General features: G+C 61.5%; 9 protein-coding genes. 5 read left to right on the forward strand and 4 right to left on the reverse strand.

The features are described from left to right. Nucleotides 1-58: 58 nt before the first annotated feature. On the forward strand, nucleotides 59-1,903 hold the full coding sequence (gene sppA, locus BN1128_RS04870) for a signal peptide peptidase SppA (RefSeq protein ID WP_042866676.1): 1,845 nt from the start codon (nucleotides 59-61) through the stop codon (nucleotides 1,901-1,903). 66 nt (nucleotides 1,904-1,969) lie between these two features. Here sppA and BN1128_RS04875 read toward each other — a convergent pair whose 3' ends face one another. Further along, nucleotides 1,970-2,527: an NUDIX domain-containing protein gene (locus tag BN1128_RS04875; RefSeq protein WP_042866677.1), complete on the reverse strand. Its 558-nt coding sequence runs from the start codon at nucleotides 2,525-2,527 to the stop codon at nucleotides 1,970-1,972. Between the two features lie 5 nt (nucleotides 2,528-2,532). Continuing rightward, entirely contained in the window at nucleotides 2,533-3,333 is an 801-nt protein-coding gene (locus BN1128_RS04880) for a DUF2989 domain-containing protein (RefSeq protein WP_042866678.1), read from the reverse strand. Between the two features lie 197 nt (nucleotides 3,334-3,530). Here BN1128_RS04880 and BN1128_RS04885 point away from each other — a divergent pair, with 197 nt between their 5' ends. Together BN1128_RS04885 and BN1128_RS04890 are read left to right on the forward strand one after the other, a co-directional pair. After that, nucleotides 3,531-4,961: a glyceraldehyde-3-phosphate dehydrogenase gene (locus BN1128_RS04885; protein WP_042866679.1), complete on the forward strand. Its 1,431-nt coding sequence runs from the start codon at nucleotides 3,531-3,533 to the stop codon at nucleotides 4,959-4,961. A 34-nt stretch (nucleotides 4,962-4,995) separates the two neighbouring features. Further along, entirely contained in the window at nucleotides 4,996-5,289 is a 294-nt protein-coding gene (locus tag BN1128_RS04890; RefSeq protein WP_042866681.1) for a YeaC family protein, read from the forward strand. Between the two features lie 318 nt (nucleotides 5,290-5,607). On the opposite strand, the gene ansA is transcribed toward BN1128_RS04890, so the two are convergent. Next, nucleotides 5,608-6,615, reverse strand: coding sequence for an asparaginase (gene ansA / locus BN1128_RS04895; protein ID WP_042866682.1), 1,008 nt, complete (start codon nucleotides 6,613-6,615; stop codon nucleotides 5,608-5,610). Between the two features lie 474 nt (nucleotides 6,616-7,089). On the opposite strand from ansA, the gene gltS reads away from it, so the two are divergent. Continuing rightward, nucleotides 7,090-8,289 (forward strand): sodium/glutamate symporter, encoded by a 1,200-nt coding sequence (gltS, locus tag BN1128_RS04900; protein WP_042866683.1) that lies wholly within the window; start codon nucleotides 7,090-7,092, stop codon nucleotides 8,287-8,289. A gap of 243 nt (nucleotides 8,290-8,532) precedes the next feature. Here the strand turns inward: gltS and BN1128_RS04905 are convergent, their stop codons facing one another. Then, a complete protein-coding gene (locus BN1128_RS04905) occupies nucleotides 8,533-10,404 on the reverse strand; it encodes a methyl-accepting chemotaxis protein (RefSeq protein WP_042866794.1) in 1,872 nt (623 codons plus the stop codon). Between the two features lie 252 nt (nucleotides 10,405-10,656). Here BN1128_RS04905 and prfB point away from each other — a divergent pair. Continuing rightward, nucleotides 10,657-11,755 (forward strand): peptide chain release factor 2 gene (gene prfB / locus BN1128_RS04910; RefSeq protein WP_156140119.1). Its coding sequence is split into 2 segments (ribosomal slippage): nucleotides 10,657-10,731 and nucleotides 10,733-11,755, totalling 1,098 coding nucleotides; the frame shifts between segments, so codons are not numbered across the junction. Nucleotides 11,756-11,759 lie beyond the last annotated feature (4 nt).

The following is an 11,759-nucleotide window of genomic DNA, read 5'->3' on the forward strand; positions in this document are numbered from 1 at the left end:
CGGGTCAACTGGTTAATAATGGTCCTTCTCTACCCATTAACAGGGCGATAACGCGGCTATGTCTATTTTCAAAGGTCTGGGGTGGCTGTTTCGCAGCCTCTGGCGTCTGCTCAACTTTACCCGGCTGATGCTGGTCAATCTGCTGTTTCTCATCGTCGTGCTGGTCATCATTTTCAGCGTCAGCCAGAAAGAGGCGCCCAGCGCCCCCATCGAAGGGGCCCTCACCCTCAATCTCTCCGGCGTGCTGGTAGAACAGCGCTCGCAAACCGATCCTACGGTGCAACTGCTGCGCCAGGTGGACAACAGCGAAGATCTGCCCAGCGAGATCGTTCTCTCCGATCTGCTGTGGGCCATTCGCAGCGCCAAGGATGACGATCGCATCAAGGCGCTGGTGATCAAGCCGCAAGGGCTGCAGGGTGCCAGCTTCTCCAAACTGCAGGAGGTGGCGACTGCCATCGACGAGTTCAAGGAGAGTGGCAAGCCGGTCATCGCCATGGCCGACTACTACAACCAGGGCCAGTACCTGCTGGCCGCCCACGCAGATCACGTGCTGCTCAACCAGAGCGGCGCCGTGCTGATCGAGGGGCTGGGCGTCTACCAGACCTACTTCAAGTCGGCGCTGGAGCAGCTCAATATCACCCCGCACGTGTTCAAGGTCGGCACTTACAAATCCTTCGTCGAGCCCTATACCCGCGACGATATGTCCCCCGAGAGCAAGGAGGCGAACCAGCGCTGGCTGGATCAGCTGTGGCAATCCTATGTTGCCGATGTCTCCGAGCAGCGGGAGATCGAACCCGATGCCGTCGCGCCGGGCAAGGAGCGCTTCCTCGAGCTGCTGCGCAAGGCCGGTGGCAACGCCGCCAACTACGCCCTCGACAACGGCCTGGTGGATCAGCTGGCCACCCGCGACGAGATGACCCAGGCGGTCATCAAGGAAGTGGGGGAAGACGAAGATCACGGCTGGAAAGGGGTCGGCCTGAAAACCTATCTGGCAGCGCTCCCCGAGCAGTACCCCCAGAGCGGCAAGGATGAGGTGGGCCTCATCGTCGCCAGCGGCGCCATCATGGATGGCGTGCAACCGGCTGGCACCATAGGCGGTGACAGCCTCTCCGATCTGCTGGCCGATGCCCGCCGTGACGACAAGGTGAAAGCCGTGGTGCTGCGGGTCGACAGCCCGGGCGGCAGCGCCTTCGCCGCCGAGCAGATCCGCGCCGAGCTGCTGGCCCTGAAACAGGCAGGCAAGCCGGTGGTGATCTCCATGGGCAGCTACGCCGCCTCCGGTGGCTACTGGATCTCCGCCGATGCGGACAAGATCTTCGCCTCCCCCACCACGCTCACCGGCTCCATCGGGGTGTTTGGCATGTTCGCCACCATCGACAAGGCGCTCTCCCAGTACGGGGTGCACACCGACGGCGTCGGCACCACGGATTACGTCGGCGTCGGCCTGACCCGCGCCCTGCCGGACCACGTCGGCCAAGCCATTCAATTGAGCGTGGAAGACACCTATCAGCGCTTCGTCGGCCTGGTGAGCAAGGGCCGCGGCCTGAGCCCCGAAGAGGCTGAAAAAGCGGCCGAGGGCCGGGTCTGGACCGGTCAGGATGCCAAGGCGCTGGGACTGGTGGATGAGTTTGGCAACCAGGAAGCGGCCATCAAGGCTGCCGCCGAGCTCGCCAATCTCAAGGAGTGGCAGGTCACCCCCATAGAGCAGGAGGAGTCCACCAGAGACAGGTTCCTGCGTCAGCTGTTTGACAGCAGCGCCCAGACGCTGGCCCCGCACCTGCAAAGCTGGTTGCCGGCAGGTGTTGGCAAGGCGCTGCTGGAGGTGAATCGCAGCCTAGATCCGCTGACCCGCTTCAACGACCCGCAGGGCACCTACGCCTTCTGCCCGGTCTGCGTGCCGTAACCGGAGACTCGCAACAAAAAACCGCCCTCGGGCGGTTTTTTTACATCTGCCTCAAAGGGGCCCGAGTCACGCCAGCAGGCCAGATTCGTGCCAGTGGTGCAGCTCGGCCAGCACCCGGGTCTCCCGCGCCGTCCACTGGGGGCAGGGGCCTGCCAGCTGGGTCTTGTTGGTCTGCAGGGCATAGTCCAGCTCGAACCAGCCAGGTGTGAAGCCGAGCCGCACCTCGTAGGGCTGGGGCCGCGGCTCGCTCCAGTCCTCCCCCACCTGGCAGAGGTAGTAGAAGGAGCGGATGCAATAGGCGTCGTAGTCGGCCTCGCGGGCGGCTCGATACTCCCGGGTCTGGCCGAGCAGGGCGCCGACTGCCACCAGCTCGGCGCCACACTCCTCCCGCAGTTCACGCGCCAGAGCTGCACTGTGGCACTCCCCCTCCTCGATGCCGCCACCGGGAAACATGAGATCGCCGTTGACCCGGGAGTGAACCAGCAGCAGCCGGTCACCGCGCAGGACTATGGCCCTGACGGTGACGCGCTCCAGCTGGCGGCCACCCGTGGTCACCTGGCCACGCATGAACTGGATATCGAAGGGGTGAGGCCAGTCACTGGCCAGTTGTTCAATGTGATTCATCAGGTTCAGGGACGGTAAGTCCCGCTTTTTAGCTGCTCGACCAGGGTGGCGGCCTGGCTGTCCCAGGCCTCCTGATCGGCTTTGCTCAGGGAGTGATAGAGGCCGAAGCGCTTGGCCGAAACCTCGGGCGTATTCTGGAACGACTCGCTCACCTTGCCCCACAGATAGGCCAGACCATACTCCTTCTGGCCCATGTAGAGGGTGCTGAGAGAGGTGAGGATCCGGCTGTTAACCTTATCCCCTTCCCGATAGAGGGTGAGCGCATGGTGCATGAGCGCGATAGCCTTCTGCGGTTCGCTCTTGGCATGAATACCCCCCAGCGCCAGCTGCAACTCGGGCTCCTCCAGCACGGGCTGCCCCTCCAGCGCCATGAACTGCTGGCGTGCCAGCTCGTTGGTGTTGTTGGTCCAGTGCCAGAGCAGCAGATACGGGTCCTGCGAGTTGCGGGTAGCGGCATCGAGCTGGGCCAGCTGATCGCCGGCCGCCAGCATCCCCTCCACCCGAGGGCTCTTCTGCTCCCGGGCCGTCTTGTATTCGATATTGGTAGAGCGCTCGGCGCACTTGAGGTAACGCTCCAGGCTGCGCATCACATCATATTTGCGCCTGTCCGTCCCCTCTTCCTGCAGATGGTAGCGAGCCCGGATGACGTCGGTTCGCTCATAGCGACACCAGCCATCGTCCACCAAGTCCTGGCAGAGGGTCGGATGATTGGCGCAGATGTTGTGGATCCTGTCGTCGTTGCAGGCCGTGAGGGTCAGGCCGCAACAGAGGCCGAAGAGCAGGGAACGCGCTGGAAAATGGGTCATGGTTCACATCTTGTTGGTAACAATTGCAGCCTGTCACGGCCACCCTTGGCTAGCAAACAGATTACATATCCATTACAATGCGCGCGCCGTATAAGGCCGCGACTGCAGAATAATATAATGAAATATACATCCCTACACTGATCTGCATTCGACGAATTTCTATTTGCCCCAACAACGTGAAATAAAGGATCTGGTTAATGACCCACGAGCACTACTTGCAAGCGTGGCAGGAGAGCCAGGAGCTCGCCGAAGCCATGCAACCCTTGATAGGTCGCCTCTACCGACAGCAAGGGATCGAGATCACCGTCTACGGACGTCCCCTGCAAAACGCCTCCACCATCGACATCCTCAAGGCCCACAGGGTCGTCCGCCGCCATCAGGGCGCACCGCTGCCCATCCAACAGAGCTTCCCCCTGCTGCAGGCCATCCTGGCCCTCAACCCGACCGCCGCCGAGATCGATCTGGGCAAGCTGGCCGTGGGCTACTGGCAGGATCACCAGGACGAGGCGGGCATAGACGACTACCTGCGCGCCAAGCTGGCACCGGCACTGGGTCGCGGCGTGCCGGCCCCCACTGATGTTGTGCTGTACGGCTTTGGCCGCATCGGCCGCCTGCTGGCCCGGCTGCTGATCGAGCGCACCGGCGCCGCCAACTCCCTGCGTCTACGCGCCATAGTCGTGCGCGGTGGCCGCGAGGGGGATCTGGAGAAACGCGCCAGCCTGCTGCGTCGCGACTCGGTACACGGCCCCTTCAACGGCTCCATCGAGGTGGATGTGGAGCGCAGCGCCATCATAGCCAACGGCACCTTCATCCAGGTGATCTATGCAAACAGCCCGGCCGACATCGACTACACCGCCTATGGCATTCAGGATGCGCTGATCGTCGACAACACGGGAGTCTGGCGTGACGAAGCCGGTCTGTCCGAACACCTCAAGGCACGCGGCGCCGCCCGTGTGCTGCTGACCGCCCCCGGCAAGGGAGAGATGAAGAACGTGGTGTTCGGAGTCAACCACGAGGTGATCGGGCCGGATGACAAGATCATCTCCGCCGCCTCCTGCACCACCAACGCCATCACCCCCGTGCTCAAGGTGATGCAGGACAAGTACGGCATCCGCCACGGCCACGTGGAGACGGTGCACTCCTACACCAACGACCAGAACCTGATAGACAACTATCACAAGGGCGAGCGTCGCGGTCGCAGCGCGGCCCTCAACATGGTAATGACCAGCACGGGCGCCGCCAAGGCGGTGGCCAAGGCACTGCCGGCGCTCAAGGGCAAGCTGACCGGCAACGCCATCCGGGTGCCAACCCCCAACGTGTCGCTGGCCATCATCAACCTGTCGCTGGAGCAAAGCACCGACAGGGAGAGTCTCAATGCCTATCTGCAGCAGATGGCGCTAAGCTCGGCACTCCACCGCCAGATCGATTTCAGTGCCAGTACAGAGCTGGTCTCCTCCGACATGGTGGGATCGCGCTTCGCGGGCATAGTCGACTCCCAGGCCACCATAGCCGAGGGGGATCACTGCGTGCTCTACGTATGGTATGACAACGAGTTCGGGTACAGTTGTCAGGTAGTGCGGGTGATGGAGCAGATGGCTGGCGCGGTTCGCCAGGATCTGCCCGCCTGATCCCTTCATGGCTCAATGTTCAAGGAGAGGCCGGATGTCGTTTCAGCAGGGTGAGTTTCAACAGGCCATCAGACAGATGCCCAAAGAAGTGTATGAGCGGCTCAAGACCGCGGTCGAGCTGGGCAAGTGGCCCGATGGCAAGCCCCTCACCGACGAGCAGAAGGCCACCTCGCTGCAGGCGGTGATGGCCTGGCAGGCGATGCACATCGACAATCCCGAGCACATGAACATAGGCCGTGACGGCGAGATAGTGATGAAGAGCAAGAGCGAGCTCAAGCGCCAGTATCGCGATGAGGAAGAGATCGTCCGAGTAGACCTCAGCCACTGAGGGCGAGCTCAAGCATCGAAGCACCGCGATGAAGAAGAGATAGTCAGGGTCGACCTCAGCCACTGAGACGGGCCTGCCGCTGCACTGCGGCACACAGCAAAGAGGGGAGCCAATATGGCTCCCCTCTTTTTCCTATCTATACAGGGTCCCCCCCTCATCCCAGCCCTTCTCCCGCCAGGGGAGAAAGGAGCAGGCTCGCAGCCTGCGGACAGTAAGCGGGCCACCTGCCGGCGATCTTCATGGCAAGCCTCGCTGCCAACAGTACCTCGATCTATCCCCTCTCCCACTGGGAGAGGGTTAGGGTGAGGGGGAAACAGGTTAGGGGGTCAGTTCACCGCGCAGGGACTGCTGCATCAGCTCGCGAATGCGCGGTGCCGGCAAGTCCTGGCTCAGCAGGAAGTGCAGCTTGGTCAGCGCCGCCTCGGCGGTCATGTCGAAGCCCGAGATGACCCCGGCGCGAGACAGCGCGTTGCCGGTGGCATAGCCCCCCATGTTGACCTTGCCGTGCAGGCACTGGCTCAGGTTGACTATGATGACGCCCCGGGCCGAGGCCTCGGAGAGCAGCGCCAGCATGGCTGGGTTCTGCGGCGCGTTGCCCACCCCGAAGGAGAGCAGGATCAGCGCCTTCACCGGCTGCTGCAATATGTTGGCGATCACCTCGCTGGAGATGCCCGGATAGAGGGTCACCACGCCGATGGGCTGGGGGGTGATGTCGTGCAGCACCAGCGGTCGCTCGGACGGTGCGCCCAGCTCGCCCGCTTCCAGCGAGATGGCGATGCCGGCGTTGAGCAGCGGCGGATAGTTCGGTGAATCGAAGGCGTGGAAGCCATCGGCGTGCACCTTCTTGCTGCGGTTGCCGCGATAGAGCTGGTTGTTGAAAAACAGCGTCACCTCGTGGATCGGGTAGTTGGCCGCGATGTAGAGGGCGTTGAGCAGGTTCTGCTGACCGTCGGAGCGCAGCTCGGCCAGCGGGATCTGGGAGCCGGTGATGATCACCGGCTTGTGCAGATCTTCGAGCATGAATGAGAGGGCCGAGGCGGTGAACGACATGGTATCTGTGCCGTGCAGGATCACGAAGCCGTCGTATTTCTCGTAGTTGTCTCGAATGTCCTCGGCGATGCGCTGCCAGTCCGCCGGCGTCATGTCGGAAGAGTCGATGAGGGGATCGTATTCGTGAATATGGTAATCCGGCATCTCGGGGCGATGAAACTCGGGCATCCGCGCCAGACAGTCTTCCATGAAGCCCGCCATCGGCACATAGCCGTGGTCGGAGCGCTGCATCCCTATGGTGCCGCCTGTGTAGGCAATGTAGATGGACTTCTTCACACCCTCTCCTCTTTGATGGGCACAACACCCGTGTTAATGGGCTCAATGCCCGCAGACCATGAATCCCCATGGGAAACGAACCCGTGTCTTCACATCCCGTCCGTTGCCGCTTGATGGGCTGGAAACCGGCGAATTATAGAGACTGGCGCCCCAAATGACAGCCGGGAAATGGCCTGCATGCCGTATTAAACGGCGACTAACCCAATAGTGTTAAATGTCACAATAAAGTGCAAACCTGACCATTAATCTGACAAATCTGGATATAAGCGGTGCTTTTTGCTACTATCCGCTGGATTTTTCATAAATCTCATCTGGATGCCTGATCCGTTCAGGCCCACATCGATCCCATTTTTGCGTGGGACGGGGGCATATAGCCCTTTCTTTGTTGGCACGTGAGCCACACTGTTTTTATCCCGGCTGAATCTGTGAGTCTTCATCAACGAAAGACACAGCCAATCAACATGGGAGTACTGAATGCTACAACTTGATTCCTACGCCACCCTGGTCGCAGCCACCCTGGTGTTGCTGCTCGGTCGTTTGCTGGTGACCCGAGTCGGGCTGCTGCGAACCTTCAACATCCCCAAACCGGTTGCCGGCGGCCTGGTGGTCGCTCTGGTGCTGTTGCTGCTGCGCTCGACTCTGCAGCTGGAGTTGCAATTCGACACCAGTTTGCAGACCCCGCTGATGCTGGCCTTCTTCGCCTCCATCGGTCTCTCCGCCGATCTCGCCAGCCTCAAGCGCGGCGGCAAGGCAGTGATCACCTTCCTGATGGTGGTGACCGGCCTGCTGCTGGTGCAAAACAGCCTGGGTGTGGGTCTGGCGACCCTGCTCGGCCTGGATCCCCACATGGGGCTGCTGGCTGGCTCCATCACCCTCTCCGGCGGCCACGGCACAGGCGCAGCCTGGAGCGCCACCTTCGCCGAGAAGTACGGGGTGCAATCCGCCGCCGAACTCGCCATCGCCTGTGCCACCTTCGGCCTGGTGCTGGGCGGCCTGATCGGGGGCCCGGTGGCCCGCTATCTGGTCAAGAAGGTGCAGGTGCCCGGTGAGGAGCACAACAAGGATGAGGCGCCCAAGGGCTTCGAGATGCCCGACATGGAGCGCCCGCTCACCACCTTCAGCCTGATCGAGACGCTGGCGCTGATCGCCATCAGCCTCAAAGGGGGCGAACTGCTCTCCGCCTCCCTCAAGGGCGGCGCGCTGGAGCTGCCGATCTTTGTCTGCGTGCTGTTTGTCGGTGTGCTGCTGCGCAACCTGCTGACCCTGTTCAACTGGCATGAGGTGAGCGACCGCGAGGTTTCTCTGCTCGGCAACGTCAGCCTGTCGCTGTTCCTGGCCATGGCGCTGATGAGCCTGAAGCTTTGGGATCTCGCCAGCCTGGCACTGCCCATCTTCATCCTGCTGGCCGCCCAGACGGTGGCGATGGCGCTCTACGCCATCTTCGTCACCTTCCGGGTCATGGGCAGCAACTATGACGCGGCCGTGCTGGCGGCGGGCCACTGCGGCTTCGGCCTGGGGGCCACCCCGACGGCCATTGCCAACATGCAGGCCATCACCCAGCGCTTCGGCCCGTCCCATCTGGCGTTCCTGGTGGTGCCCATGGTGGGGGCCTTCTTCATCGACATCATCAACGCCATGGTGATCAAGCTGTTTATGGCGCTCCCCTTCCTGTAAACCGCTCGGCCAGACGTGATATGAACAAGAGCCCACCTCATGGTGGGCTCTTTGCTTGCAGGCATCTGGCTGTGCGGCGCCATCGCCTGCTGGCTCCCCCCTGGCGGCAACCGCAATCATGGGCGCCAGCCAACTTTCACCTGTCATGAAACAGCCAGACCGCAGATAACAGAAAGCCCCGCACCAGGGTGGGGGGCTTTGTTCAGGATGGGACGCCAGCCAGCGTCCTATCGGCATCATCTCTTACAGGATAAAGGTCGACACCTGCTGGTTCAGATCGGTGGCGCGACCCTTGAGGCTATGAGCCTGATCCAGATCGCGCATGGCGGCGGCGGTGATCTCGTCACTCACATCCTTGATGGCGGTGGTGTTCTGGGTGATCTCGCCAGTCACCTGGGTCTGCTCCTCGGCGGCGGTGGCGATCTGACCCGCCATGTCGGAGATGAGCGACACGGCCCGGGTGATCTCTTCCAGCGCGGCGGCGGCGGCATCGGCGTCTTTCACGCTGTTGTCGGCCAGCCCCTGGCTGGTCTGCATCAGACTGACCGCACGGGCCGTGGTCTGTTGCAGCGTCTCTATGGTGGACTGGATCTCCTGAGTTGAGTCCTGGGTACGACGTGACAGCACCCGCACCTCGTCCGCCACCACGGCGAAACCACGGCCCTGTTCACCGGCGCGTGCCGCTTCGATGGCCGCGTTCAGCGCCAGCAGGTTGGTCTGCTCGGCGATGCCCTGGATGGTGGAGAGGATGCCGGAGATGGCCTGGGCGTGACGACTCAACTCGCCGATCACCTCGGTCGCCTGCCCTACCTCTTCGGCCAGGCCGTTGATGGACTGGCGAGTCTGGTTCACCAGCATCTTGCCCTGTTCACTGCTCTGGGCGGATTGCTGGGCCGCTGCAGCGGTGTTCTCGGCGTTGCCGGCGATCTCCATGGTGGCGCTCGCCATCTCGGTGACGGCGGTGGCGACCATGGTCACTTCCTGCTGCTGACGCTGCAGCTCGTCCACGGCGGCCTGGTTGGTCACCAGACTGCGCTCGGCATCGGCGTTCAGCTCGTTGGCCAGCTTGCGGATGTTGCCGATCAGCTGGTGCTGGCTGCCAACGAAACGGTTGAAGCTGTTGGCCAGCTGGCCCACTTCGTCGTTGGCGTCGATCTTGATGCGCTGGGTCAAATCGCCGTTACCGTCAGCGATGCGGGCCAGAGCCTGGGAGACCTTGCTGAGCGGGCCGAGCAGCAGGCTGACCAGCCAGGAGATGGCGATGATGCTGCCCACCAGCACCAGCAGGGCTAGGCCAAGCTGGGTCATCAACAGGGAAGAGAGCGGGGCTTCCAGGGTTTCCTTGTCCAGTACCAGTACCAGCTCCCAGTCGGTATCCGGGATATCCACGGCCCACAGCAGCTTGTCACGGCCTTCGTTGTCGAAGTAGGCCGGGATCAGGCTGTTGCTGGCCTTGCTCTGTTCGATCAGGGCGTTGGTCAGATCGTTGTCGATCTCGGTGGCCGGCTTCATCGCCTTGGCCGCGTCCTTGTACGCGATGACGGTGCCGTCCTTGTGCATCATGATGGCGATGCCATCGGCGGGCAGCTTCATCTTGGTGACGTCTTCCACCAGGGAGGCGATGGAGAGATCACCACCGACCACCCCGCCCTGTGCCGGCTGGGCCAGGGTCACCACCATGATGTTGTAGGCCACGTCCAGATAGGGCTTGGTCACTATGAGGCCGCCCTTGCTCATGGCTTCCTGATACCAGCCACGGGAGCGCGGGTCATAACCGTCACGGTTGATGGAAGGGTCAGAGTCGTTCATCTTGCCGCTGCCCTCACCGAAGTAGGTGAGCTGGAAGCGACCCGAGACTTGTGCCTGTTGCAGGGCGTTGAGGGGCTCGGCACCGGCCTTGCTGCCGAGCGCCTGGATGACATCGCGACGGGCGGAGAGCCAGTCACTGACACTGGCGGCCTGCTGGCTGCCGAGGCGTTGCACCTGTTCCTGACTGCCTTGCAGCAACAGGGACTTCTGGCTGGTATAGCTCTGCCAGGAGAGCAGCAGGATCACCAATGACAAGGCGATCACCACTGACAACAGTATCTTCTGCTTGAGTGATAGGTTTTTCATCATGATTTCTTCTTATGAGGTCAGGAACAGGATTTCCCAAAAGTGCACAGCACTGCATCGGTATTAGCGACCCGACAGGCCGAAACTGAACCTGAAAATGAGTCTGCGGGCGATATTTTCCACCGAGTTGGGGAAAACTGCATCAGAAATTGACTACAGGACGCGCACAAGGACAGGCGACCCTGTTTATTCCTTCCACAATTGGCTAGAATATCCTGTTTTTAAATCACATCGACCCCGAGAGTTTTCACGATGTTTGAAGTCAATCCTGTATTAAACAAGCTTAAGGAGCTGTCTGAGAGGACCGAGCTTCTTAGGGGGTACCTTTGACTATGACGCAAAGAAAGAGCGTCTAGAAGAGGTCAACGCCGAGCTGGAACAGCCGGACGTATGGAATGAGCCGGAGCGCGCACAGGCGCTGGGCAAGGAGCGCGTCACGCTGGAAAACGTGGTGGGCACCATAGACACCCTGACCCAGGGCGCCGAAGACGTCGAGATGCTGGTAAGCCTGGCGGTGGAAGGGGAAGACGAAGAGACCTTCAACGAAGCCGTGGCCGAAGCCGATGTGCTGGAGTCCAAGCTGGTGGATCTGGAATTCCGCCGCATGTTCTCCGGTCAGCACGACGCCTCCGACTGCTACATCGACATCCAGTCCGGCTCCGGTGGTACCGAAGCACAGGATTGGGCCAACATGGTGCTGCGCATGTACCTGCGCTGGGGTGATGCCCACGGTTACAAGCCGGAGCTGATCGAACTCTCTGACGGCGACGTGGCCGGCATCAAGTCCGCCACCATCAAGTTCACCGGCGAATACGCCTTCGGCTGGCTACGCACCGAAACCGGCGTCCACCGTCTGGTTCGCAAATCTCCGTTCGATTCCGGTGGCCGCCGCCACACCTCGTTCTGCTCCATCTTCGTTTATCCCGAGATCGATGACGACATCGACATCGAGATCAACCCGGCAGACCTGCGTATCGACGTCTACCGTGCCTCCGGCGCCGGTGGTCAGCACGTCAACCGGACCGAATCCGCAGTACGTATCACCCACGTTCCGACCGGTGTCGTGGTACAGTGCCAAAACGATCGTTCCCAGCACAAAAACAAAGATCAGTGTATGAAGCAGCTGAAAGCCAAGCTCTACGAGCTGGAAATTCAGAAGCAAAACGCTGAGAAACAAGCCCTCGAAGAGACCAAGTCCGATATCGGCTGGGGCAGCCAGATCCGTTCCTATGTGCTGGATGATGCGCGCATCAAGGATCTACGTACCGGCGTCGAAACCCGCAATACCCAAGCGGTACTCGACGGCGACCTGGACAAGTTTATCGAAGCTAGCCTGAAGTCAGGCCTGTAAAAAA

The organism is Aeromonas piscicola (assembly GCF_000820005.1).
GTDB lineage: Bacteria > Pseudomonadota > Gammaproteobacteria > Enterobacterales > Aeromonadaceae > Aeromonas > Aeromonas piscicola.

Bases quoted from the DNA above. Each gene is read 5' to 3' on its own strand.
- sppA (WP_042866676.1), top strand. From the start codon at position 59: ATGTCTATTTTCAAAGGTCTGGGGTGGCTGTTTCGCAGCCTCTGGCGT.
- BN1128_RS04905 (WP_042866794.1), bottom strand. From the start codon at position 10,404: ATGAAAAACCTATCACTCAAGCAGAAGATACTGTTGTCAGTGGTGATC.
- BN1128_RS04885 (WP_042866679.1), top strand. From the start codon at position 3,531: ATGACCCACGAGCACTACTTGCAAGCGTGGCAGGAGAGCCAGGAGCTC.
- BN1128_RS04875 (WP_042866677.1), bottom strand. From the start codon at position 2,527: ATGAATCACATTGAACAACTGGCCAGTGACTGGCCTCACCCCTTCGAT.
- BN1128_RS04880 (WP_042866678.1), bottom strand. From the start codon at position 3,333: ATGACCCATTTTCCAGCGCGTTCCCTGCTCTTCGGCCTCTGTTGCGGC.
- gltS (WP_042866683.1), top strand. From the start codon at position 7,090: ATGCTACAACTTGATTCCTACGCCACCCTGGTCGCAGCCACCCTGGTG.
- BN1128_RS04890 (WP_042866681.1), top strand. From the start codon at position 4,996: ATGTCGTTTCAGCAGGGTGAGTTTCAACAGGCCATCAGACAGATGCCC.